Origin of the sequence: Nonomuraea sp. B5E05, assembly GCF_039880665.1 — a bacterium.
In the GTDB taxonomy this organism is placed as follows: Bacteria; Actinomycetota; Actinomycetes; order Streptosporangiales; family Streptosporangiaceae; genus Nonomuraea.
In genome coordinates this window covers 67,554-92,090 of the sequence record NZ_JBDPMJ010000017.1, presented here as the reverse complement: position 1 = coordinate 92,090, position 24,537 = coordinate 67,554, and the positions used below count along the sequence as shown (strand labels likewise).

At 73.1% G+C, this 24,537-nt stretch carries 20 protein-coding genes; 13 read left to right on the top strand and 7 right to left on the bottom strand.

Features of this window, described 5'->3' with window-relative positions:
- Positions 1-18: 18 nt before the first annotated feature.
- Positions 19-741, bottom strand: coding sequence for a phosphotransferase (locus tag ABGB01_RS28665; RefSeq protein WP_347776632.1), 723 nt, complete (start codon positions 739-741; stop codon positions 19-21).
- Positions 742-1,054: 313 nt separating this feature from the next.
- On the opposite strand from ABGB01_RS28665, the gene ABGB01_RS28660 reads away from it, so the two are divergent.
- From ABGB01_RS28660 to ABGB01_RS28640, 5 genes are all read left to right on the top strand, one after another.
- Positions 1,055-1,618, top strand: coding sequence for a matrixin family metalloprotease (locus ABGB01_RS28660; RefSeq protein ID WP_347776631.1), 564 nt, complete (start codon positions 1,055-1,057; stop codon positions 1,616-1,618).
- Complete coding sequence (locus tag ABGB01_RS28655; RefSeq protein ID WP_347776630.1) at positions 1,618-2,322, top strand: hypothetical protein; 705 nt, start codon at positions 1,618-1,620, stop codon at positions 2,320-2,322. The genes ABGB01_RS28660 and ABGB01_RS28655 overlap by 1 nt, the downstream gene beginning before the upstream one ends.
- Before the next feature lie 80 nt (positions 2,323-2,402).
- Entirely contained in the window at positions 2,403-2,735 is a 333-nt protein-coding gene (locus ABGB01_RS28650) for a hypothetical protein (protein ID WP_347776629.1), read from the top strand.
- A gap of 125 nt (positions 2,736-2,860) precedes the next feature.
- Complete coding sequence (locus tag ABGB01_RS28645) at positions 2,861-3,334, top strand: hypothetical protein (protein WP_347776628.1); 474 nt, start codon at positions 2,861-2,863, stop codon at positions 3,332-3,334.
- A gap of 11 nt (positions 3,335-3,345) precedes the next feature.
- Positions 3,346-4,140: a hypothetical protein gene (locus tag ABGB01_RS28640; RefSeq protein WP_347776627.1), complete on the top strand. Its 795-nt coding sequence runs from the start codon at positions 3,346-3,348 to the stop codon at positions 4,138-4,140.
- Positions 4,141-4,176: 36 nt separating this feature from the next.
- Here ABGB01_RS28640 and ABGB01_RS28635 read toward each other — a convergent pair whose 3' ends face one another.
- Both ABGB01_RS28635 and ABGB01_RS28630 read right to left on the bottom strand, forming a co-directional pair.
- A complete protein-coding gene (locus ABGB01_RS28635) occupies positions 4,177-5,871 on the bottom strand; it encodes a SpoIIE family protein phosphatase (protein WP_347776626.1) in 1,695 nt (564 codons plus the stop codon).
- A gap of 176 nt (positions 5,872-6,047) precedes the next feature.
- Positions 6,048-6,302: a hypothetical protein gene (locus ABGB01_RS28630; protein ID WP_347776625.1), complete on the bottom strand. Its 255-nt coding sequence runs from the start codon at positions 6,300-6,302 to the stop codon at positions 6,048-6,050.
- Positions 6,303-6,307: 5 nt separating this feature from the next.
- Between ABGB01_RS28630 and ABGB01_RS28625 the strand changes: the two genes are divergently transcribed.
- Positions 6,308-6,463 (top strand): hypothetical protein, encoded by a 156-nt coding sequence (locus ABGB01_RS28625; protein WP_347776624.1) that lies wholly within the window; start codon positions 6,308-6,310, stop codon positions 6,461-6,463.
- Positions 6,464-6,712: 249 nt separating this feature from the next.
- The gene (locus tag ABGB01_RS28620) at positions 6,713-7,168 is read left to right on the top strand and encodes a GNAT family N-acetyltransferase (RefSeq protein ID WP_347776623.1); all 456 of its coding nucleotides are present in this window, start codon (positions 6,713-6,715) and stop codon (positions 7,166-7,168) included.
- 74 nt (positions 7,169-7,242) lie between these two features.
- Here ABGB01_RS28620 and ABGB01_RS28615 read toward each other — a convergent pair whose 3' ends face one another.
- Positions 7,243-7,947: an SDR family oxidoreductase gene (locus tag ABGB01_RS28615; protein WP_347776622.1), complete on the bottom strand. Its 705-nt coding sequence runs from the start codon at positions 7,945-7,947 to the stop codon at positions 7,243-7,245.
- A 242-nt stretch (positions 7,948-8,189) separates the two neighbouring features.
- On the opposite strand from ABGB01_RS28615, the gene ABGB01_RS28610 reads away from it, so the two are divergent.
- The 4 genes from ABGB01_RS28610 to ABGB01_RS28595 all read left to right on the top strand — a co-directional run bounded on the left by ABGB01_RS28610 (position 8,190) and on the right by ABGB01_RS28595 (position 17,171).
- A complete protein-coding gene (locus ABGB01_RS28610) occupies positions 8,190-10,919 on the top strand; it encodes an AAA family ATPase (RefSeq protein WP_347776621.1) in 2,730 nt (909 codons plus the stop codon).
- 118 nt (positions 10,920-11,037) lie between these two features.
- Complete coding sequence (locus ABGB01_RS28605; RefSeq protein ID WP_347776620.1) at positions 11,038-12,792, top strand: DJ-1/PfpI family protein; 1,755 nt, start codon at positions 11,038-11,040, stop codon at positions 12,790-12,792.
- 177 nt (positions 12,793-12,969) lie between these two features.
- Positions 12,970-14,016, top strand: a complete 1,047-nt coding sequence (locus tag ABGB01_RS28600) for a class I SAM-dependent methyltransferase (protein WP_347776619.1) — start codon at positions 12,970-12,972, stop codon at positions 14,014-14,016.
- Positions 14,017-14,138: 122 nt separating this feature from the next.
- Entirely contained in the window at positions 14,139-17,171 is a 3,033-nt protein-coding gene (locus tag ABGB01_RS28595) for a protein kinase (RefSeq protein WP_347776618.1), read from the top strand.
- An 18-nt stretch (positions 17,172-17,189) separates the two neighbouring features.
- Here ABGB01_RS28595 and ABGB01_RS28590 read toward each other — a convergent pair whose 3' ends face one another.
- Positions 17,190-18,209, bottom strand: a complete 1,020-nt coding sequence (locus ABGB01_RS28590; protein ID WP_347776617.1) for an LCP family protein — start codon at positions 18,207-18,209, stop codon at positions 17,190-17,192.
- A 39-nt stretch (positions 18,210-18,248) separates the two neighbouring features.
- Positions 18,249-19,355, bottom strand: a complete 1,107-nt coding sequence (locus ABGB01_RS28585; RefSeq protein ID WP_347776616.1) for a D-glucuronyl C5-epimerase family protein — start codon at positions 19,353-19,355, stop codon at positions 18,249-18,251.
- Positions 19,356-19,447: 92 nt separating this feature from the next.
- Between ABGB01_RS28585 and ABGB01_RS28580 the strand changes: the two genes are divergently transcribed.
- Complete coding sequence (locus ABGB01_RS28580) at positions 19,448-22,240, top strand: methyltransferase domain-containing protein (protein ID WP_347776615.1); 2,793 nt, start codon at positions 19,448-19,450, stop codon at positions 22,238-22,240.
- Complete coding sequence (locus tag ABGB01_RS28575; RefSeq protein ID WP_347776614.1) at positions 22,237-23,277, top strand: glycosyltransferase family 4 protein; 1,041 nt, start codon at positions 22,237-22,239, stop codon at positions 23,275-23,277. Before ABGB01_RS28580 ends, ABGB01_RS28575 begins: the two co-directional genes overlap by 4 nt.
- Here the strand turns inward: ABGB01_RS28575 and ABGB01_RS28570 are convergent.
- Entirely contained in the window at positions 23,244-24,482 is a 1,239-nt protein-coding gene (locus ABGB01_RS28570; RefSeq protein WP_347776613.1) for a polysaccharide deacetylase family protein, read from the bottom strand. The two genes, ABGB01_RS28575 and ABGB01_RS28570, sit on opposite strands and share 34 nt — an antisense overlap.
- Between the last annotated feature and the right edge of the window lie 55 nt (positions 24,483-24,537).

Here is a 24,537-nt window from a genome sequence, read left to right as displayed (position 1 = left end):
GGCGGGTGCGGAGGCGCGCTAGCGCGGGAAGTCGTCGAGTTCGCGGACGGCCTGGTCGAGGTCGTCGGCGACGCCGCGGCGCAGCAGCCTGGCGTAGAGCCCGTCGCCGGTGACGCCCAGGCGGCGGATCAGGGCCGCACGAGCGCGCATCTGCGCCTGGGCGTCCTCGATGATGGTCTCCGTCCGGCCCTCCCATCCGTACGCGTCCAGGAACCGGCGCAACCGCGCGGGCCGCGTGTCGAACTGGGTGAAGCCCTCCGTGGCGGCCACGTGACGGGCGTGCAGCGGCACCCAGCACAGCGCCAGCGCCGCCACGTCGGAGTCCACCGTGGTGGGGCCGGCGAAGTCCCAGTCGAAGAAGCCGACCAGCCGCCCGGCGTGGTAGGCGGCGTTGAACGGGCTGGCGTCGTTGTGCGCGATGACCAGCCCGGGCTCCCACGGCCGGCCGGTGCGCCAGTGAGCGTCCGCGGACGGCACGAAGTCGGCCACCGTCTCGTGGTACGACCTCAGCCATGACGCCACCTGCACGAGCGTGTGCTCGGTGCGGGTCCACGACGGCCACACCAGGGCGTCGCCGACGGTGTCGCCTTCGAGATAGGTGAGGGTCTCGCATCCGTCCGCGTCGATGCCGAGCACGCGGGGAGCCCCGTCGAATCCTCTGTTCTCCAGGTGCCGCAGCAACTGGTGAACGGACGCCGTCCACGCCCGCACCGGCCGCCGGACCTGCGATCCCACGCGCACGGCGCCCCCGTCGTTTCCGCCTCCGAGCCGACTCCCGGTCACGAGCGCCTCCCAACGGGCTCGGGCCGGGCGGCTCACGTCGATCGATGGTTCCCTGCTCCGCCCTTGCGCCCCATGAAATTTCGCACGGGACCGCGTCCTCAGCAAGGCCGCGGACGGCCGTTCACCGGAGGCCCGGGAGGCGGACCGTGCTCACGACACCGGCGCCGGAAGACGGTGGTTCGCGAACAGAGACAGAAAGGAAACAGAAAGGAAACAACGACCGCCCTAGAAAGATCGTGTTCCGCCATGCACCGATCGAGGAGGTTTCCTGGTGAGGCATGCTCCCCGTCACCACCGGACGGCCACGGGCGTGGTCGTCTTAGGGCTGGTCGCCGCCGTTGTGCCGCTGGCCGCCACCCCTGTGTCGGCGCACAGAAAGGACTACGGGCAGAAGTGGTCGAACTTCAGCTACCACCACGTGACCGGCTACAACGATCAGTGGAAACCACCCATGACCAAGGCGCCACAACGCTGGTCGAATCACGCCAGGGTGGCCCTGCGCAACGATTCGGGCGCCAACTGCAACGTCAAGGTGGGACGCTACAGCTCATCAGGCTTCGGGCACTACTACAGCTACCACGTCAACGGCGGGTCCACGGGCTGCTACATCACGCTCAACGCCCGCACGATCGCCAACAAGGCCAGCCGGTTCCAGAACTACGTGCACAGCGTCTTCACGCACGAGCTCGGCCATGCGCTGAGTCTGGGACACAACGAGCGCAACGACTCGATCATGTGTAAGTGCCGCAATCGGAACACCATGACGCGCCGCCAGTCGCACGACAACAGCGACGTGACGGATTACTACACCACCGGCTACACGAGGAAGTTCTGATGGCGAAGCGACACCTTGCCACGCTCGCCTTAAGCGCGGGCCTCGTCTTTTCTGTGGCGGGATGCGGAGGCGGAGCCGCCACGACGACGGCGGTCTCCATGGACGGGGCCGGCGCGCGGGAGGCGGTCGTGTCGGCCGACTATCCGGCTTTCGCCTCCGTGAAGGAGATGTGGGACGACGCGGACCTCGTGGTGCAGGCCAACGTCACCGGCATGCGAACCGCGAGGGACAAGCCCTCGAAGATCCTCGAACCCGGCGACGAGGGGTACGACGACCCCAAGGCCAACCCCCTGTACGGGCTCACCCCCGACGAGCTGGCCGAGGCCAGGAAGGTGGCCGAACAGGAGGTCGGCGACATCGTCACCATCGCCACGGCGGAGATCACCCACGTGTTCAAGGGCGATCCGGCCGACGTGCGCTCCGTCGAGGTCCGGCAGCTCGGCGGAGAGCTCGACGGCGAGAAGCTGACCGCGCTCGACGAGGTCAAGCTCGACCAGGACAAGAGCTACCTGCTGTTCCTGCACGCCTGGGACGACACCGGGGACCACACCATGGTGAGTCCGGAACAGGGGCAGTACGTCGCGACGGGCCCGGACGGCACGGCGGCCACGTCCGCGAAGGCGGGCGACACGTACACCCCGCTTCCCGGCAACGGGCTCCATGTCACCCGCGCCGCCCTTGACGAGCTCGGCAAGACGGACTGATCGGCGCCCCGGTCCGGCCGGCGATCCCAAGCCTCTATAAAAGTGTAGTACTACATTTTATAGAGCTTGGGAGGCCGCCGGTGCGGGTGCTTGTAGCTGGAGCGGGGATCAGCGGGCTGGCGGCGGCGCGGGGACTGATCGCCGCCGGGCACGAGGTGGTGGTGCTGGAGCAGGCGCTGGTGGACTGCCTGGCCACGGTGGCCGATCCGGCCGACGTCGTCGGCGTGTACTCCGCCAGGCGCAGGCGGCGGGCGGCCCTGGCCTCCACCGTCGCCTCGAACACCCTCGCCGTGTCCGGCCCGCGGACGCTGATGCAGAGCGAGCGCCTCATGCGCATGAACGGCGCCGCGCCGCCGCGGCTGGCCACCCGGGGGTTCGGCCGCCTGCTGAGCGCTCTCAGCGACCGGATCTGACACCTTCGGCGTTGGGCGGTGGATGGGCGAATGACGTAGCCGCCTGGAATCTCCCTCCCGCGGGGGACGTTCCTCCCCGGCCGAGGGGAAGAGGACTCCGGCGAGCGGCGCCTACGGTGACGGCCATGATGCGTTCTGATCGGCCACGACGCTGGCCCGCGTACGCGGTGGCGGGGTTGTTCCTCGGTTACGCCGCCGGGAAGGCCGCCTTCGCCACGCAGGCTCGGCTCGGGTTCCCCGGCGGCCCGCCGGTTCCGGCCTCCGAGGCCGCGACCTACTTCATGGACGCGGCCACGGCGCAGTGGCTCGCGACCGCGTCCGGGGTGGCGGGGGCGGGGATCGTCCTCCTCACGGTCCTGCCGACGGGCCGCCGGGTGCCCAGATGGCTGATGCTGCTCGTGCTCGCCGTGATGGCCGCGGCCGTCTGCGGCGGCGCCGGCATCATGGCCGTGGACGGGTTCGTCGGCATCGGCGTGGGCTGGCAGTGGTACCACGGGCTGCTCGGGATCGCCGTGATCGTGTTGTTCCTGGAGACGATCCGGTCCTACGCCACGTCGACCGGCCGTCAGCGATTTGTCGGCGGTCGGACCGGGCCCTAGAGTCACGCCACGTGAGACTTTTCATGATCACGGCGCTGGCGGGCGCCCTCGCCGCGCCGCTGGCCGGGCCGACGACGAGCGTGGCCGCCGCGGGGACGACGGTCCACCCCGTCGACCGCTCCGAGCTGACCGCCAACCCGCTCTACCGGGCGGGTCCGCTGCCCAGGACGACCTGCGGGGAGCCCTCGGTCAGGCGTGGCGACCGCAAGCTGGCGCGCGCCTACGTCAACGCGGTCGTCGCCTGCCTGGAGCGCACCTGGAAACGGCACCTCACCGGCGCCGGCCTGCCGTACGAACCGGTCCGGGTGCGGCACATGAACCGGATCCCCAGGAACCACTGCGACCTGGCGGTGGACGGCGCCGACTCCCAGGCGTGGTACTGCGAGAAGTCCCGCACGCTGATCTTCCAGATCGGCGAGGAGTGGGCCGCCAACCCCTCCGACCTGTGGCTCTTCCACACGGCCGCCTCCATGTACGCCTACCACGTCCAGTACCTGACCGGCATCTCGGCCGCCCTCGGCGAGCTGTCCGCCGACGGGAAGGCGGAGTACCGCGAGCAGTCCCGGCGCTACTTCCTCCAGTCCGCCTGCCTGGGGGGCGCCTTCATGAAGAGCGTCTGGCCCATGAAGGGGCGCTCCGCGAAAGACTGGCACCGCTTCAAGTCCCTCCCCGTCGGCGACCGGGACGGCAGGAACAGCTGGTACGGCACGACCGCCACGGTCCGCTCCTGGGTGTCGCGCGGTTTCGCCACCGGCGACCCGGGCTCGTGCAACACCTGGGCCGCCGCGTCCGCCAAGGTGGCCTGACCTGCTCCTCGCAAGGCCCGCGACGGCCCGCGCGGGTCAGCCGGGGATGCGCAGGGCGAGCATGGCGACGTCGTCGTCGTTGTCGGAGGGGCGCACGCCCGCGAGGAGCGTGTCGCAGATCGAGCCGAGCGGCTGGGTGACCAGGGACGAGGCGTACCGGGCGAGCCTGGCCAGCCCGTCGTCGAGGGAGTGGCCGGGAGACTCGATCAGCCCGTCCGTGTAGAGGAGCAGGACCGAGCCCGGCGGCAGCTCGACGGCGGCGTCCTCCCGCTCGGCAGGCAGCCCGGTGCCCAGCAACAGGCCGTTGCCGTCCTCCAGGAAGCAGGCCCGCCCGTCGCGTTCGACCAGGAGGGGCGGCGGGTGGCCCGCGTTGGTCCAGCGCAGCCGCCAGGTGTCGTCCGGCTGCTCCAACCGGGCGAAGATGACGGTGGCCATCGTCGTCTCGGCCATCCGCACCACCGCCTCGTCGAGCCGGTTCAGGATCATGCTGGGTGGCTTCTCCACCTCCCCGGCGTACGCGCGCAGCATGTTGCAGACCTGGGCCATGCCCGCCGCGGCGTCGAGGTCGTGGCCGACGACGTCGCCGATCACCAGGCCCGTCGCCCCGTCGGACAGGACGAAGGCGTCGTACCAGTCGCCGCCGACCTGGGAGGCGTCCGGCGCGGGCAGGTAGCGTGCGCTCATCAGCACCCCCGGCACGCGGGGCAACGTCGGCAGCAGGTGGCGCTGCATGGTCTCCGCGACCCGCCGCTGCCGCTCGTACAGGCGGGCGTTGTCGAGTGCGAGCCCGGCACGGCGGGCTATGTCCTCGACCAGCAGGAGGTCGGCCGAGGTGAACGCCCAGGACCGCTCGGAGCGTCCCAGGGTCAGGGCGCCCACCACCTCCCGGACGCCGCGGATCGGCACGATGGTCGCGGAGTGCATACCGGTCCCGTCGAACAACTCCCGCTGCTTCACCGCGATGTCCGAGTCGGGAGTCCCCTGGTAGTCCTGCGGCCCCACCAGCGCGGGGGTGACTCCGCGCAGCGCCCGCGACAGGGGCATCGACGACTCCTGCGGCAGGGGCGGCATCGGCCCCTCCAGCTCCCGCCGGTGCACCCGTACGCCGTGCTCGTAGTGCACCACGGATACGCGGGACACCCCGCCCTCCTCGGTGAGCAGGTCCACCACCGCCCAGTCCGCCAGCAGGGGCACCACCAGGCGGATGAGCTGGCGCACGGTCTCGTCGACGTCCAGGCTCGAGGTGAGGGTCGCGGTCGTCTCCGCCAGCAGGGCCAGCCGGTCCAGCTCGGGCATCGATGCCGCGGACGGCCTGGGTTGCCCCTCGACGAGGGTCGGTGAGGAGGCCTCGTGGAAGAGCACCAGCGCGCCCTCACCTCCCTCGCCGATCCGGCAGGGGGTCACCATCCAGGAGACAGCGATCAGCGAGCCGTCCCCGCGCTCCATCCATTCCTGGTGGCCCTGCCTGGTCTCGCTGGAGATGAGGGCCTGCCGCATCACGCACCGGCTCCGCGGCAGGGGTTCGCCGTATTTCCCGCGGTGCAGCAGGTCGTGGGCGTCCTTGCCCAGCAGGGTCGAGGCGGCTCGGTCGAGCATCTGCTCCGCCCGGGGGCTGACGCCGACGATGCGCCCCGCGTCGTCCACCACGTACGTCCCGGCGTCGGAGAGTTGGAAGGGGCACCCGTCCTCTGCCGCCAAGGACTGTCCGGCGTCCTCTGCTGGAACGTTCATGGCCGGCTCCTTTCCCTAGGCTGCGCTCTCTACCCAGCGACCTCCCACATCACCATTTACCTATTACGGACATTTCATGACAGCTTTCCCGTGGAGGGCGCCGCCGGCCTACCAGTCCTCTCGACCTGGTACGGCCCTCTCCCCCCGCCGGGGTCCAACCACCGTCCGGCCGGGCGCTAGCCGCCCGTGATGAGCCGGCGTTCCAGCTTGCCGTCCTCCCGCAGAGCCTGCACGAACTTCAGCAGCTCTCCTGTGGTCGAGTAGGAGCCGCCGGCGGGCAGGCCGACGAACGGGGCCCGCTCGCTGGCCGTGAAGTCGTAGCGCTCACCGGTCCTGCGGTCCGTCGTGTAGGAGTGCGCGATGTCGTCCGCGGCCAGGATCTGCGGCCTGGTGTAGAAGTCCGTACGCTTCATGCCGGCCGGAGCGAACACGTGCCGTGCCCTCCCACACCTCCTCGACCGAGTCCCACGCCTGCTCCTCCTGGTCCGGCGGTCCGCTCGTCTTCGGCGGCCTGCCCACACCGGAGGTGTGCGTCAGCAACTGGTGGACGGTCACGTTCGCGGCCACCTCGGCGGGGAACCCGTCCAGGTAGGCGCCCAGCTTCTCGTGGAGTGCCACCTTGCGCCGCTGCACCAGCTGCAGCAGTGCCGTGGCGGTGAAGCACTTGCCGATCGAGCCCGTTTCCCTCTATGGCCCGCGATCCAACACAGGGAGGCGTTTCCTGCGCGTTACCGCCGCCGCCGGGTGAGGGGCGCGCCGCCGGCCGGAAGGACGCCCGCCGGAACCCGGCCGGCGACGGGCTGGCACGCTATGCCTGACACCCGGCCGTAGGGAGACGTACGTGAAGATCGTGGTCGACGACCTGTCCAGCCCCGAGATCGCCAGATTCCTTGACGAACACGTCCAGCAGATGCGATTCATCACGCCCTTGGAGAGCAAGCACGCGCTCGACCTCGACGGGCTGCGCGAGCCCGGAGTCACGTTCTGGTCGGTCATGGACGGTGACGCGGTCGTCGGCTGCGGGGCGATCAAACGGCTGGACGCCGGCCACGCCGAGGTGAAGTCGATGCGCACCTCGCAGGCGCGGCGGCAGAGCGGGATCGCGTCCCTGCTGCTGGATCACATCATCGCCGAGGCCCGCCGCATGGGTTTCACCCGGTTGAGCCTGGAGACCGGCTCGGCCGAGTTCTTCCTGCCCGCCCGCCGGCTGTACGAGAAGTTCGGCTTCGCGTACTGCGAGCCGTTCGCCGACTACAAGCCCGACCCGCACAGCGCGTTCATGACGAGAACCCTCTGACGCGCGATCGACGCACGGTACGGGCCCGCCAGGGACGCCGGCCCCTTCGCCCGGCGGTTCCTCCTGCGTGATCGTCACTTCCGCGGGGGGAGCCCGCCGGAGCCGCAGCAGGGTCCGGAGCGGACGTACAGCGCCTTGCCTGTGATGGCGGACGCGGCGTCCGAGCACAACCACAGAACGGCATGAGCGACACCCTCGACGCCGCCGCCCGAGCCGGCCTCCGGGCCGGCGAGCGGGCCGGCGAGCGGACCGGTCGCCACGGCGTTGACCCGGACGCCGGAGCCGGCCAGGTCCAGCGCCGCCTCGCGGGTCAACTCGATCACGGCGGCCCGCGGGCCATCGGACGGCGCCAGGTTGACGATGCAGCCGCCGGTCCGGCGCATCGCCTGGATCTCGTACTTCAACGCCAGGGACAGGCCCCGCACCTGAGCGGCACAGTCGCAGCCGCCGTCGCACCCGGTAGCGGCACAGGGAGCGGCGGCGCCGGAGGCGGCAGGGCGGCAGGCGATGTCGTTGCAGGCGGCGTCGAGGCGTCCGAACGCGCCGAGCGTCTGCTCGACCAGCCGCCGCACCGACACCGGGCTGGCCAGGTCCGTCGGGACGGCGACCGCCTGGCCGCCCGCCGCGGCGAGGTCGGCGGCCAGTGCCGCGAGGGCCTGGCCGTCGCGGGCGGCGAGCACCACGCTGGCGCCCGCCCTGCTCAGTGCGCAGGAGGTGGCGGCGGCGCCGTGACCGATGCCGTGCCCGGCGCTGGCGACGATGGCGGTACGGCCGCTCAAGGCTCCGCGCGTCATGGTGGCCTCGCCCCCGGTTCGTCTCGCAGGTCCGGTACGCGACCGACGCTAGGAGCCCACCGCCTCCCCCCGCATCGGCGAAATCGCCGGTCTCGTCACCCCGCCGTTGCGGGCATCCCCCACGCCCGCACAGAACAGCCGCTTCGAAGCGTCCACGCCACGAACGCTCAAGAAGGTCCCGGCTTGGGATGATTGTCATGGGTGCCGGTGCTTTCTATGCTCGGCGTGTGCTGGGGCGAGCCGACGAGAGCGAGTTGCTGGACTCGTTGTTGCGGCGCGCCGCGGACGGGCACGGCGGCGGGGTCGTGCTGCACGGCGAGCCGGGCATCGGCAAGACGGCGCTGCTGTCGTACACGGAGGAGCGGGCGGCCGGTTTCCAGGTGCTCCGCGCGGTCGGCGTCGAGCCCGAGACGGATCTCGCGTACGCGACCCTGCACCAGCTCCTCATGCCCGTGCTCGGTTCGGTCGGCGAGCTGCCGGGGCCGCAGGCGCAGGCGCTGAACGTCCTGTTCGGGCGGGCGCACGGCGGCCCGCCCGATCCGTTCCTGGTGGGCCTGGCGAGCCTGTCGCTGCTGTCCCTGCTGGCCGGGGAGCGGCCGGTGTTGTGCGTCGTCGACGACGCGCACTGGGCGGACCAGCCGACGCTCAAGACGCTGGCGTTCGTCGCTCGCCGGCTGGACGACGAGCCCGTCGCGCTGATGCTGGCCGCGCGGGCCGACGAGGGCCACGGCACCGACCTGCCCCACCTGCGCAGGGTCCCGCTCATGGGCCTCGGCGGTGAGGCGGCCACGGCGCTGCTGGCCGAACGCGCGGGCGGGCGGCGGCTGACCGACGGCGAGCGCCGCCACCTGCTGGCCGCCACCGGCGGCAACCCGCTGGCCCTGCTGGAGCTGGCGGGGAAGGAGCTCCCGCCGGAAGGAGCGCAGGAGCCGCCGGCGTTGACCGACGAGTTGCGGCGCTCGTTCCTGAGCCGGGTCCGTGCCCGGCACGCGGAGGCGTTGCCGCTGCTGCAACTGGTCGCCGCCGACGGTTCCGGCAGCGTGGAGACGATCGAGAAGGCGGCCGTCGAGCTGCGTCTCGACGCCGGGCCGCTGCACCGGGCGGAGCTCGACGAGCTGCTCACCTACGACGGGCCGAGGCTGGTGTTCCGGCATCCGCTGATGCGGTCGGCGATCTATCACAGCGCCACGCCGGGGCGGCGCGCGGCCATCCATCGTTCCCTCGCGTCGGCCTTCGACGCTCCGGCCGACCAGCACCGGCGGGCCTGGCACCGCGGTCATGCCGCGACCGGCCACGACGAGGAGGCCGCGGAGCTACTCGAACGCTCGGCCGAGCAGGCCGCGCTGCGCGGTGGCCCGGCGGCGGCCATGGCCGCGCTGTCGCGGGCCGCCGAGCTCACCGCGGCCGGCCCGCACCGGGGGCGGCGGTTGTGGAGCGCGGCGCGCGCCGCCGTTCGCGGGGGGTTCACCGCCACGGCCGGGGAGTTGCTCGACCGGGCCGAACGCGAGCCCCATCTGGACGAGGTGGACCGGATCTCCGTGGCCGCGATGCGGGCCGTGGTGACCGAGTTCATCGGCTCTCCCGAGGACGCGATGGACCTCGTCAGGCCGTGGATCCCGCGGGCGGTGCGGGTCGACCGGCGCCGCTTCACCCCGACCATCGCGATGTACGGCGACCTCGGAACCCGTACCAACCGGCCGGGGGCCTGGTCCGAACTCGCCCGCTGGCTCGACGAGGGCATACCGGAGCAGGACGCCCGGGACGGAGGGGGCGATCCTGAGGAGGCGGTGCTGCGGCTGCTGCGCGCCGCCTGCCAGGCCCGCGCCGGCCACGACCCGGGACCCGCCGTACGGAACGGCGCCGGTGTGGACGCGCTCACCGATCCGATCACGATGACTCTGGCCGGGGCGATCGTCCGGGGGCTCGGCGACCGCGAGCTGAGCCGGCGCCTGTACCAGAACGCCGGGCGGCTGGCCCGCGCCGGCGGCTCGCTGGGCGCGCTCGCGTGGAACCTCGAATACCAGGCGGCCGACGAGCTCGCCCGCGGCCGGCTCGGGCTGGCCGAGGCCCACGCCGAGGAGGGCTGCGCGTTCGCCGCCGAGGTCGGCCAGCCGAACACGGCCTGCCGCAACCGAGGGCTGCTCGCCTTGTGCGCCGCGATCCGCGGCCGTCCCGAGGCCGGTGAGCTGGCCGCGGAGGTGCTGGCCGAGGCGAGCGAACGCCGGCTGGCGGATGCGACGGCGTACGCCAGGCGGGCCCTCGGGTTGATGGAGCTGGTCGCGGGCAGGCACGGCGAGGCCACGCGGCATTTCGAGGCGGTCGGCGGGCGGGACGCCGACCAGCCTTCGGACCTGGCGATGGGCCTGGTCCCCGATCTCGTCGAGGCTCTGGTCAGGGCCGGCGAGCACGACCGGGCCGCCGTGGCCGCCGCCCGCTACGCGCGGTGGACGGAGCACACCGCGTCGCCGGAGCTGGGCGCGCTCACGGCGCGCTGCCGGGCACTGGTCCGCGAGGACGGCGCGGCCCACTACGCGGAGAGCCTGCGCCTGCACGCGCTGGCCGACGCCCCGCTGGAGCAGGCCCGTACCGAGTTGCTGCTGGGCGAGCAGTTGCGCCGCGACCGGCGGCGCTCCCAGGCGCAGCAGCACCTGCGCGGCGCGGCGGAGACCTTCCGCCGCATCGGCGCGATCGCCTGGGCCGCTCGCGCGCTGGGCGAGTTGCGCGCCACCGGCGAGTCGGCGCGCACCCCCGAGGCGGGGGCGCTGACCACGCTCACCCCTCAGGAGCTGCGCATCGCGCTGGCCGTCGGCGAAGGGCTGACCAACCGGGAGATCGCCGCGCAACTGTTCCTCAGCCCGCGCACCGTGGACTACCACCTGCGCAAGGTCTTCCAGAAGGCCGGCCTCACGTCGCGGGCCGAGCTCATGCGCATGGTGCTCTCCGAACGCCCGGCGTAGGGCCGGGCGCAGGACCAGCACGAAGGCCGGCGCGAGGACCGGCGACTTCACTGATTCGGCGGCGCGCCGGCCTTCCTAGCGTGAGGGGCCTCAACGTCCTTCACGTCAGGAGTCCGGCATGACGAACCACGAACGTCGTCCCTCGCGGTCGGCAGGCGGGGCGCGCACCGCCGCCCGCCTCGTCTGGCACTACCTCGAGCTGGTCATCGCGGCGGCCCTCGGGATGATGCTGCTCGACCCCCTGTGGGTCTCGGTGCTGGAGGTGGGCCGGTTCGACGTCTACCTCCTGCTCATGGCGGCCGGCATGGCCGCCGGTGTGGCGATCTGGATGCTGGTGCGCAGGCACGCCCGGCCGCGGATCGCCGAGATGGGGCTGTCGGTGTTCCTGCCGTTCCCCGTGCTGCTCGTCCCTTACTGGTTCGGTGTGTTACCGGCCGCTCGGGTGTCGCTCATCGGGCATGTGATCCCGCTCGTGCTCATGGCGGCGGCCATGGTGTGGCGGCGCGCGGAGTACGCCGATCCCCGGCACCGGTTCAGGTTCCGGGGCAGGTGGTTCCGCGGGACGGCCGTCGTCCTGGCGGCGCTGCTGCTTCCCGGCGCGGTCTCCGCGGTGAACACCGTCGGCAAGTTCGGCGACCTGTACACGGCCCGCGCGGACGCGGTGAGCGCCCGGCCGGCGCCGAAGGCGCACGACCCGGCCAAGCCGACGGTGGCCCTGCTGGCCGGCGGCAGCGGCACGAACGTGGCGGACCTGCTCGGGCCGTACGAGGTGCTGGCGGGCACCGGCCGGGTCAACACCTACGTCGTCTCTCCCGGCGCCCGGCTGGCGCCCCTGACCGGCGGCCTGGATCTGGTGCCCGACCTGACCTTCGGCGAGCTCGCACGGCTGCTGAGCGACCGGAACGACACGCTCGACGCCGTGGTGGTCCCCGCCATGGACGACCCCGGCCCCGCCGAGCTCGGCTCGATCACCCGCTGGCTGCGGGAGCAGTCGGCCGCCGGCGCGGTGGCGATGAGCGTCTGCAACGGGGCGCGCACGCTCGCGGCGAGCGGGCTGCTGGACGGCAGGCCCGCGACCTCCCACTGGTTGCGGATGGCCGGGCTGCGCGACGACTTCCCCGACGTCGGGTGGGTGACCGGCGTGCGCTACGTCGACGACGGGAACCTCATCACCACGGCCGGCGTGTTGTCCGGCATCGACGGCGCCCTGCGCGTGCTCGAACGGCTGGTCGACCCCGGCGCCGCGCGGGAGGCGGCGCGCAGGGTGCACTGGCGGCACTACGCCCCCGGCGCTTCCGCGCGGATCCCCGCGTCCGAGCTCCAGCCGCCTGACGTGGTGGTCGCGCTCAACTCCTCCTACCAGCCGGGCCCTTCGTCCATCGGCATCCGGGTCGCCGGCGGCATCGGTGAGCTGGAGCTGGCCTCCGCGTTCATCTCGTACACCGAGCACGCCATGGTCGGGCGCACCATCGCGCTGGGCGACGGGCCGTTCCGCTCCCGGCACGGCCTGACCTTCGTGCCGCGCTCGACGGTCGCGGCCGCCGCGGATGGGCTCGACCGCCTGCTCGTGCCCGGCCTGGACGCCGCCCGCGGGCAGGTGGTGGCCCCCGCGGCGGGTCTGCGGCCGGTGTACCTGCACGCCGAGGAGGAGTTCGCGTTCGATCCGGTGCTGCGCGACATCGCCCGTACGTACGACGTGCAGACGGCCCGGTGGACGGCGAAGACGCTGGAGTATCCGGTGACCGGCGTCGGGCTGAACGGCAGCGCCTGGCCCTGGCCGGCGACGATCGTGTTCCTGGTGCTGGCGCTGCTGGGGGCCGCCGCGGCCGTCGTCGCCGGGCTGGTGGTCCGCCGGATCCGTACGCGTCACTAATAGGCCAGGCGGCTCGTCGGCATCGCCCTCGACGCGGGCGTCACCGACACCGCGCGGGCTGGCCTCCCGCTCCCGGAACCCCGCCCGTCCTGCGCGTGCCTTCGCCATGTCAGGGCATGTGCCGACCTTGGGGGTTGAGGCCGGTGGAAGCCGGCCTGACAAGGAAGGAGACGGGGGATGGACCGCGAGAAGGTCAACGAGTTCCTGGGCCGGGTCGTGGCCGACATGGCGGCCACCGAGGCCGCCGGCTCGGTCGTGGTCGGCCAGCGGCTGGGCCTCTACCGCGCGCTCGCGCAGGGCCCGGCGACACCCGAGGAGTTCGCCGAGCGCACCGGGTGCCACCCGCGCTACCTGACCGAGTGGCTGCGGGGCCAGGCCGCCGGCGGGTACGTCGGCTACGAGCCGGAGACCGGCCGGTTCTCGCTGAGCGAGGAGCAGGCGTTCTGCCTGGCCGACCCGGACGGCCCGAACGTGCCGGCGGCGTTCCTCATCGCCCTGGGGATGCTGCGCTCGGAGCCGCGCATCACGGAGGCGTTCCGCACGGGCGCCGGCGTCGGCTGGCACGAGCACGACGAGGACGTCTTCGTCGGGTGCGACGCGTTCTTCCGCGCGGGGTACGCGGCGGAGCTGATCCCGCACTGGATCCCGGCGCTGGAGGGGGTCGACGCGAAGCTCACCGCCGGGGCCAGGGCCGCCGACGTCGGCTGCGGCCTCGGCTCGTCGTCGCTGCTGCTCGCCAAGGCGTACCCGCGCACCACGGTTCTCGGCTCGGACTACCACGCCGAGTCGATCGCGCTGGCGCGCAAGCGGGCCGCGGAGGCCGGGCTGGCCGACCGGGTCGGCTTCGAGGTCGCCGGCGCGCAGGACTTCAGCGGCACGGACTTCGACCTGGTGGCGATGTTCGACTGCCTGCACGACATGGGCGACCCGCTCGGCGCGGCCCGGCGGGTGCGCGGGGCGCTGGCTGCCGACGGTACGTGGCTCCTGGTGGAGCCGCTGGCCGCCGACCGGGTCGAGGAGAACCTCCACCCGCTGGGGCGGCTGTACTACAGCGCGTCCACGTTCCTCTGCGTGCCCAGCGCCCTGTCCCAGCCGGGCGGGTACGCGCTGGGCGCGCAGGCCGGGAGCGCCGCGATCCGCGAGGTCGTCACGGAGGCGGGCTTCACCCGGTTCCGTGAGGCGGCGCGGACGCCGTTCAACATGGTCTACGAGGTGCGCCCGTAGGAAGAGCAGGAGGAGGAGGGGGTGGGCCCTGTGGCCCTATGATCGAGGTCAGCCGCAGCCCGCCCCCGCCCAGGAGACTCGTGCCGGACGTCCAGCCTCTCAGGCCCGGAGATCCCAGGTCCGTGGACCACTATCGGATCACGGGCCGCATCGGCGAGGGCGGCCAGGGCACGGTCTATCTCGGAGTCGGCGACGACGAGCAGCTCGTGGCGATCAAGACGATGAACTCCGTCGACGCGTCCGACGTCGAGTCCAGATTACGGTTCCAGCGGGAGATCGAGGTGGCCTCCAAGGTCGCCTCGTTCTGCACGGTGCGCGTGCTGGGTCACGGCATCAGCGACGGCCGCCTCTACATGGTCAGCGACTACATCGCCGGAGAGTCGCTGCAGCAGCACGTCCTGGCCAGAGGGCCGCTCGACGCCTCCGCGCTCATGCGGCTGGCCGTCAACACCTCCACGGCGCTGGTCTCCATCCACAACGCCGGCATCGTCCACCGCGACTTCAAGCCCAGCAACGTCCTGCTCGGCCCGGACGGCCCCTACGTGATCGACTTCGGCGTGGCGCGCGCGTTCGGCGACAAGACGGTGACCGTCACGGGAGTCCTGGGCACTCCCGCCTACATGTCCCCCGAGCAGCTGGCGGGCGAGCGCGTCACCCCGGCCTCCGACCTGTTCAGCTGGGGCCTGACGATGGCGTTCGCGGCGCTGGGCCGGCCGCTCTTCAGCGGCAGCACGATCGCCGCCATGGCCATCACGTTGCGCCAGAAGGAGATCGACCTCGGCGGGATCGCCGAGCCGCTGCGCTCGGTCATCACCTCCTGCCTGATACGCCCGCCCGAAGCGCGGCCGACCGCCCGCCAGGTGCTCAACGCCCTCATCGTGCCCTCGGCGGGGCCCGGCCAGGGCGGGCAGCCGTGGCCGGCCCTCTCGGCGACGGAGCCGGCAACGGGGCCGCCGGTCCCGTCGTGGGGCCCATCGCCGGCACCGTCGCCGGCCTCGTCGTCAGGCCCGGTCACGCCGTTCGCGCCGCCCACCCCGGTGCCCGCAACCGCCGGGCCGGTCCAGGCGCAGGGCTCCGGCCCGGTCTCGCAGCCGACCGGCGCCACGCCGCCGACCCTGTTCTCCCGCCGGGGCTTGGGGCGGCTCGCCGTGGCGGGAACGGTGCTGGTGGCGCTGATCGGAGCGGGCGCGGTGCTGGTGCCCCGGCTGATCGAGGCCACGAGGACGCCGCCCGGTTCCCCGGCGGCCGCCGCCGGCTTCGGCAGCCCGGTCGGCTGGCGGCCCACCGGCCACTTCGCGGCCGTGACCGCCGTCGGCACGGCAGAGGTCGGCGGCCGCCCGGTCACGGTGACGGCCAGCGAGGACGGCACCCTGCGGCGGTGGGACGGGCGCACGGCGCGGCCGATCGGCGCGCCGATGCCCGGTCACGGCGACTGGGTGCGCGCGGTGGCGACGGCCACGGTCGGCGGCGCACCCGTCGCGGTCAGCGGCAGCGACGACAGGACCGTACGCGTCTGGGACCTCACCACCGGCCACCCCAGGGGCGGCCCCCTGACCGGCCACACCGGCGCCGTGCTCGCCGTCGCCACCACCACGGTCGACGGCAGGCCCGTCGCCGTCAGCGGCAGCGACGACAAGACCGTACGCGTCTGGGACCTCACCACCGGCCACCCCATCGGCAGCCCTCTCACCGGTCACACCGGCGCCGTGCTCGCCGTCGCCGCCACCACCATGGACGGCGAGCCGGTCGCGGTGAGCGCGGGCAAGGACGGCGTGCTGCGGTTCTGGGATCTTCGCACCGGCAAGCCCGCCGGCCCGGCCCGCCCCGGCCACACCGACTGGGTGCGGGCGCTGGCCGCCACGCCGGAGGCGGTCGTCTCCGCCTCCGACGACAAGACGGTCAGGGTGTGGGACCTCGGCTCCGGCTCGGTTCACACGATCGGCGACCTGCCCGAGGTGGTGATCTCACTCGCGGCGGTCCGGTCGGGCACGTCCTGGACGCTGCTGGGCGCCGGCCGCGACGGAGTGATCCGCGGCTGGGACACCGCGGGCGAGCCGGTGGGCACCCCGCTCACCGGGCATACGGGGTTCGTCACCGCGGTGACGGCGGCCGTGGTCGACGGCGCGCCGCGCGCGTTCTCCGGCGGCGCCGACAAGTCCATGCGGACGTGGGACCTGACCACGTGGACCGCCTCGGCCGTGGCCGCCGGCAATCCCGGGCATTCCGACGAGGTCAGGGCGGTCGCGCCGGCCACCGTGGGCGGCCGGCCCGTGACGGTCTCCGGCGGGTCGGACAGGACCGTCAGGATGTCCGACCCCGCGACGGGCGCGCCCGTCGGCAGCCCGCTGCTCGGCCACACCGACGAGATCAAGGCGCTGGCCACGGGCACGCTCGACGGAAGGCCGGTGGCCGTCAGCGGCGACGCCGGCGGGTCGCTGCGCAGGTGGCGGCTGGACACCCGGGCGGCGCTCGGCACGCCGCTCACCGGCCACCGGGGCAGCGTCAACGCCGTCACTTTCGCCGGCGACCTGATCGTCTCCGGCGGCGCCGACGGGCGCCTGCACCGGTGGAACGCCGCCACTGGCGCGCCCGCCGGGCCGCCCCTGCCCGGGCACGGCAAGCCGATCAGGGCGCTGGCGTCCGCCGCCGTCGAAGGCAGGACCGTGGTGATCTCCGCGAGCGAGGACCACGAGCTGCGGTTGTGGGACCTCACCGCGGGCGAGCAGATCGGCGACCCGCTGACCGGCCACGACGGCGCCGTCCTCGCGGTGACCGCCACCGTGGTCGGCGGCCGTCCCGTCGCGGTGTCGGCGGGCGAGGACCGTACGCTGCGCCGCTGGGACCTGATCACGGGCACCGCCGTCGGCGGGCCGCTCACCGGGCACACCGACTGGGTGCGGGCGCTGGCGGCCGACGGCGAGCGGGTGGTCTCGGCGGGCGACGACCGGTCGCTGCGCGTGTGGGACCTGCGCACCGGCGAGGCGGCGGGCAAGGCGATCCGCGGCCATGCCGGCCCGGTGTACGCGCTGGCCACCGGCAGAGTGGGCGGCAGGAAGGACGGCGGCACGGATGGCGGCGGGGCCGGGGGCGTTCCTGTCGTGGTCTCGGCGAGTTCGGACTGGACCGTGCGCGTCTGGAACATCCGCGACGAGTGACCGCCCGGCAGCGGCGGCTCAGCGGACCTGCTTGACCTGGTTGCCCTGGCCGTTGCGCTTGACGTAGTCGCGGGCCCGGTCGGCCTTGATCGCGTCGCTCAGCTCGCGGGTCTTGCGATCGTCCAGGTAGACGACGCTCTGCCCGGCCTCCGTGCCGGTGCCGCGGGTGGGCATCGTGAAGAAGGCGGAGTCCTCCAGCCCTGCCAGGTCGCCGAGCCTGCTCCTGAGCATCGACGCCGTCACGCCCTCGTCCACGGTGATCGACCTGGTGATCGCGCGCAGGAGCCCGTCGACCTTGAGCGGGCTGGCCAGGGTGCCGGCGCTCAGCACCCGGTCGGCCAGGGCGTTCAGCACCGCCTGCTGGCGTTTGATCCGGTCGAAGTCGCCGCCGGGCAGGTCGTGGCGCTGCCGGACGAACGCGAGGGCCTGCTCGCCGTCGAGGTGGTGGCGGCCGGCCGTCCAGGTGAGGCCGCTGTGCGTGTCGCGCACGGTCCTTGCCACCTTCACGTCGACCCCCTCGACGGCGTCGATGACCTCGGGGAACCCCTTGAAGTCGATCGCGGCGTAGTGGTCGACCCTGACGCCGGTGAGCTTCTCGATGGTCCTGATCAGCAGGGCGGGCCCGCCCCAGGCGAACGCCGCGTTGATCTTGGCTCTGCCGCGGCCGGGGACGGTCACCCAGGAGTCGCGCGGGATCGACACGATGGCGGCGTGCCCGCCGTCCTCGGACAGGTGGGCCAGCATGATCGTGTCGGCGCGCTGCGAGCCGAGGCGCCGGTCCCCCGTCCTGGCGGCGCCTCCCGTGCTGGGCTCGCCCGACCTGAGGTCGGTGCCCACGAGGAGCCACGTCTCGCCGTGGCCGGGCTTCGCCCGCGGTCGCTGCTTCTCCTCCTCCTTCGAGGTCGGCATGGCCATCGGCTGGCGGGTGATGCCGCTGTCGAGGCTGGCCGTGTAGACGAGGAACCCGCCGGCGCCGAGCGCTCCCAGCACCACCAGCGCGCCCAGGGACATCCCCAGCACGAGAAGCAAGCGGCGCATCCCTCGAACCCTCCCAAGATCGGTCAGTGGACTGTACAGCTAGTTGCCGGGCAGGGCCTTGCCGTGGAGGTAGCCGAGCCAGCGCTCCTCGATCGCGCTGTAGCGCCCTCCGGTGATCGCGTCCAGCGCCGACAGCTGGGTGACGTGCAGCGCGTGGTAGCTCCACCGGGCGGGGTTGGGCGCCGTCGCCGGGGTCCGCGTGTAGTGGAGCAGGTCGTAGCTGGTCCTGGACGACAGGTCGTAGAGCGGCAGGACCCTGTCCAGGGTCTCGAGGCCCTCCTCGAACATCTCCCGCGCCGCCGCGTCGTCCATGAGCTCGCCGACGTCGTACACGCCGAGCAGGGCGAACAGGTAGCCGTTGAGCACGTGCGTGGGGGTGGGGGTCGGGTATTCCTCGAACCAGTCGTGCCCCTCGAAGTCGCGCCGCACACCGCCCTTCTCCACCGTGGTCCTCAGAGGGCCGAGCGCCCGCAGCGCGGCGTCGCCGTAGCGTGACTCGCGGGTCTTGTCGTACATCTTGGCCAGGAAGGCGGCCCCGATGCCCTGGGCCATCCCCGAATACCAGCCTGCCCGTAATTCGCCCGCCAGCCCGTCGCGGTAGGAGTACGCGAAGGGCACCGGCCAGCCGCCCTTGCCGTCCTGATGCTCCAGCAGCCAGCGGGCCACGGTCTCGGCCTTCGGCCGGTACTTCTCGTCGCCGGTGGCGACCCACTTGCTGTAGTTCTCCATGCCGTACTGGACGACCTCGACCGGATACTGGAACCTGCCGAAGTCGTACGTGCTGACCGGGATGCCGTCCGGCCCGATGGAGATGCGCCGCCAGGTGGTGACGTCCACGTCGGCGAAGTGCAGCCAGGGGCCGCGCGGATCGTGCTTGTCGATCAGCGGGGTCTCGTCCTCGACGTACTCGGCCCTGACGACACCGTCGGCGCCGGTGGAGACGGCGAGTTCGAGCCGCTTGGCCAGCGCGTCGAGCGGCACGTAGAGCTGGTCGTCGGCCCGCAGGCCGGACACGGTCTCCCGCAGGAGGCTGACCGGGGCCTGCGTCGCCGCGACCGAGGACGGCTTGCGCGCCGCGGGGGGCTCCGAGGTGGTGCACCCGCTCAGGCAGCTCACGCCGACCATCGCGACGATGAGCTTACGCACCACAGGCACCATGCATACCGCCTTTAACGGCTATTTCGTGAAAATGGTAATGTCGGGCCCTCACTGATCATCCTTCAGGGGTCCCAGCCCACATGAACCACGATCGCGTCCATTTTGCCTACAACGGGATAGATGTCGACCCCGAGACCCAGGAGCTGACCAGGAACCGGCTGCACTGGCTGCTCGATCGCCTTCCCTCGGGGCGGATCCTCGACCTGGGCTGCTCCCAGGGGACCCTGTCCATCCTCGCCGCCCGCCGCGGCGACCACGTGATCGGCGTCGACATCGAGGAGGAGGCCGTCGCCTTCGCCGCCGGTCTGGCCGCCGAACCGCCCGGCGAGCCGGCCGGTGACACGACTGGCGACACGACCGGCGACACGGTGAGCGACACGGCCGGTGACACGGCCGGGCGGCTCGCCTTCGTGCTCTGCGACGGCGAGCGCCTCTCCTTCCCCGACGGCTGCTTCGACGCGGCCGTCGCCGGAGAGCTGCTGGAGCACGTGGCGGACCCGAGGGCGGTGCTGACCGAGCTGCACCGGGTGCTCGCGCCCGGCGGGACGCTGCTGGTGTCCGTACCTCATGGGCTGATGCCGCACCACGACCACCGCCGCACCTTCTACCGCGCCGGCCTGCGCCGCCTGATCAACCCCCTGTTCAAGGTCGGCGAGCTGACCGTGCTGGCGCGGCACATCGCCGTGGTGGCCGTACGGCGGGAGGACCCGCGCGCCGTCCCCGCCTTCCGGCTCAGCCAGGAGGAGGCCGACTTCCTCCAGCGCGAGGAGCGGCTGGAGGAGCAGGCGCGCGACCTGCGCGACAAGCTGGCGCGGGCCAACCGCCTCTACCGTGACGTCACCGTGGCCAACGCCGAGCTGAAGGAACGGCTCGGCGAGAGCGGGGCGGGGCAGCAGGTCCTCGACCAGCTGTCGTCGCTGCAGGACACCGTCACCCGGCTCTCCACCGAGCTCGCCGGCAGCGCGGCCGCGGAACGGAACGAGCTGCAGGAGCGGCTCGTCGCGCTGGCGGACGACCGCGACCGCCAGCGCGCCGGCCTGCACGCGGCGGAGACCGAGCTCGGCCTGCTGCGCGAGGCGGCCGGCGCCGCGGAGGAGGAGCGCGACCGGCTGCTGGAGTCGATCAACGGGCTGAGCGCCGGCATGGAGTCGCTCCGCGAGACGGCCGACGCCGTCGCCGCCCAGCGCGACGAGCTGCGCGCTCTCGTCCGCGCCCAGGCCGAGGACCTGCAGGCGGCGGAGGCGGCCCACAGCCAGGCCACGCGGACCGCCGATGACGCGCACGCGCGCACGCTGGACGGCCTGCGCGCGCGCATCTCCGGGCTCGAGGAGGAGCAGCGGACTCACCAGGCGGAGCTGTCCAGGCTCCGTACGGTCTACAACGGCGAGCGGCACCGCCACTCCCTCACCCAGCACCGCCTGGACAAGGTCGTCACGGCCGAGGCGAAGCTGCGCCAGGAGAACGCGCGATTACGCGACAAGCTGGAGACCGTGACCGGCCGGCTGGCGGACTACCGCGAGCAGGTCAGCAGGATCCGCTCGTCGCGAGCCTGGCGCATGCTCTCCGTCTACCGGCAGCTGCGCCGCCCGGGACGGCCCGATCCGGGGCAGCCGGGCAGGACGGCGCCGGCCTCGGCCGCCCCTGCCACGCCGACCCGCACAATCGTCACGCTGCCGCCCGCTCGTGACCTGACCTCCCCCGCCACGGAGCCGCCGCCCGCCGCGGCCGCGCCGCCCCGGCAGGAGCAGGAGATACGGATCGCGCTGCGCGAGTGGATCGACCGTGCCAGGGCGGCCGCGGGCGCCGAGGTGGTGCTCATGTTCTCGGGCACCACGTTCGTGCAGGAGGCCCGGGGCAACCGGCCCATCCGCCTGACCCGCGTCTACCTCGGCCGCGACTGCCCGGTCTTCTTCAACTACTACCGCTGGCGCGACAGCGATCCGCTGCCGTCGCACCCCGATCCGCTGCTGTTCCAGAGCCCGATCGACCTCACGCCCATGCTGCTCGACGAGGTGCTGGGCGCGGACTTCGGCGGCAAGCGCAAGTTGTTGTTCGCGTCGTTCCCGCACGAGACGATGGTGCGGACGCTGACCCACGCCGCCTCGCACGGCTGGGTGACGATCTACGACGCGCGCGACGACTGGGAGGAGTTCGCCAAGGTCGGCATGGCGAAGTGGTACCACCCTGGCTTCGAGCGTTACCTCGTCGCGCACGCCGACGTGGTCACCGCGGTCTCCGAGCCGCTGGCCAGGAAGATGGAGACGCTGGGCGGCCGCCCGGTGAGCGTCAACGCCAACGCGCTCGACCCGGCCTTCCCCGCGCCGCCCTCGCCGCGCCGGCCCGGCGCCACCAGGATCGGCTACTTCGGGCATCTGACGGACAAGTGGTTCGACTGGGACCTGGTGCTCCGCGCCGCCAGGGCCCACCCCCAGTACACCTTCGAGCTGGCCGGCCACCAGCACCCCGACCTGCGGCTGCCGGAGAACGTACGCCTGCTCGGGCTGCTCGGCCACCAGGAGCTGGCCGAGCTCAGCACCGGGTGGGCGCTGGCGCTGGTCCCGTTCAGGAACGGCGCGCTGGCCGACGCCGTCGACCCGATCAAGGTGTACGAGTACCTGCATCTCGGCCTGCCGGTGCTGACGACCTACTTCCCGCAGTGCGCCGGCTACCCGGGCGTCCACGTGACGGAGTCCGCGGCGGAGTTCGTCGCCGCGCTGCCGCAGGTCGCCGGCACGGCGCCCGACGCCGCCGAGGTCCGGGCCTGGCTCGCGGTCAACACCTGGGAGTGCCGGGCGGACGCGTACTCCGAGATGGCCGAACGGGTCGCGCGCAAGGGCCGCGAGGGGCTGCTGACGCTGCTGGAGTGCCGGTGAAAGTGCTGTTCTGCTACCGCTACGGCGTGCTCGGCGGCGTGTCGACCCAGTTGCTCAACCGCTACACGCACTTCTCGGCCGAGTTCGAGATCGGCGTGCTCTACGAGGCCGACCACGGCATGGTCGGCCACTTCCCGCCGGGCGTGGCCAGGGTGGCGGCCACCGACGAGGCTCGCGAGGCCGCCATCAGGCAGGCCGCTCCCGACGTGCTCGTCGTGATCGACAGCCCCGGCTTCCTGTCGGCGTGGCAGCGCGCGGGCTCCCCCGGGTCGCTGATCCTCGAGGTGCACACCACCACGGCGAACCTGTCCTATCTGGGCGAGCTCTCCGTCAGCCCCGGCCACATCGTGACCGTGAGCGAGTACATGCGCGCCAAGCTGGGAGCGCTGGGGCTGTCGCCGATCAGCGTGGTGCCCAACTGCCTGGACGAGCGCTGGTACGCCGAGACCGTCCCGCCCGCGCTCGACACCACCCCGGTGGCCTGGATCGGCAAGCTGGACGGGCACAAGCGCTGGCGGGCCGCCGCCGACCTGCTCGACCGGATCGCCTCCGCGCGTCCCAGGGTCACGCCGCTGCTCGTCGGCGGGTACACCGCCCCGGAGAGCGAGGTGTCGGCGCTGACCACCAAGCTCGCCACCTCGCCCGCCCTCGGCGCGGCCCGCTGGCTGCCGCGGGTCGACTACGACCAGATGCCCGCCCTCTATTCCGCCATCGGGGCGAACGGAGGCCTGACCGTCTCGACGACGACCGACGAGTCGTTCGGCATGTCGGTCGCCGAGGCGCTGGTGCGGGGCTGCCCGGTGATCGCGCCGTCGGTCGGGGCGCTGCCCGAGATCCTCCCCGAGGAGGCCCTCTACCCGCCGGGCGACTGGGCGGCCGCGGCGGCCAAGGCGCTCAAGGCGCTGTCGGACCGCGACTTCCGCGCCGCGCTGCTGAGCACGGCCTCGCTGGTGCGCGAGCGCACGCACCCGGAGTACGCGCTGGCCGCCTTCGCGAACGTGCTTCAGCGCAGCGCGAAGTCGTCGAAGGTGGCCTGACCCGGCGCCGCCAGCACCAGGCCGAAGCTGATCCCGGCGGCGTCCGGCAGCCGGGGCTTCCAGGTGGCCTGCCGCCAGGTGCGCGCGGCGGGGAACTCGGGGCCGGTGGTCCAGCCCGACCACACCCCGTCGCCCGACCGGGTGCTGACCGCGAACCGTACGGGGGCGGTCGACGTGTACCAGACCGACACCGTCGAGGTCTCGCCCGGACTGGGCGCGCACGCGCCCCCGTCCTGCTTGATCGCCAGCCTGAGCCGTGCCGGGTCGCTCCCGCTCACCTCGATGTGGCCGGCCCAGCGCCCGCCGCGCGCGCCCGCCACCCGGCCGAACGCGGCCGTCGCGGAGCTCCCGTCGAGCTGCCAGCAGTCGGGGAGCCCCTCCTTGCCGAAATAGTTCTCCAGCGAGGCGTTCAGCACGATCGACGGGGCCCTGACCGGCGGCACGGGCCGCGCGTCGCCGCCGATGACGTCGCCGACGGTGCGCACGGCGACCGCGCGGCCCCGCAGCCAGTCGAGGAGCCCGGTGAACAGCTCGGGGTCGACCCCCAGCGGGCCGCAGCCGGCGCAGTAGTCGTGGAAGACGAGGATCGCCCAGCCCTTGCGCCGTTCGGCCGCGATCACGTACTGCTGGGCCTGCGCGAGCGTGGTGCGCGCACCGACCGACAGCGGCGTCCTCAGGTTGTACGGGTCCGCCGGAGCGGTCCGCTCCCCAGCGGCTCCCGCCCGGCCCCTGCCGCTGCTGTAGCCGCACTCCTTCACCACGGCCTCGGCCGCCGCGTCGACGGCGTGGAACGGGTAGGCGAACGATTTCGCGGTGAAGCCCAGCGCGGCCAGCCCCGCCCGGTCGCCGCACACCTCTCTGCGCTGCTCGTCGGGGTGGAGCTCGGGCAGCCGGGCGTGGGTGCGGGTGTGCCCGCCGATCTCGTGCCCCGCCCGCGCCATCCGCGCCAACTGGGCCCCGTCGAGGTGGCCGGCGGCCTGGACGCGGGTGCTGTGGACGTAGAAGGTGCCGGCCATGCCGCGCTCGGTCAGCTCCCGCGCCATCCGCTCCTGGCGCCGCAGGCCGTCGTCGAAGGTGAGCGAGACCACCGCGCCGCCGGTCGGCTCCGCACTCGCCGGCCCGGCGCTCGGCTGCGGCGTGGTCCCGGGGCCGCCGCATCCCGCGGCCAGGGCGATCGCCACGACCGCCGCCACCACACGACGCACCTGTCCTCCCTCCCCCGGCCGCACAATCCTGCCATGCGCGCCGGCGCCTACCGCA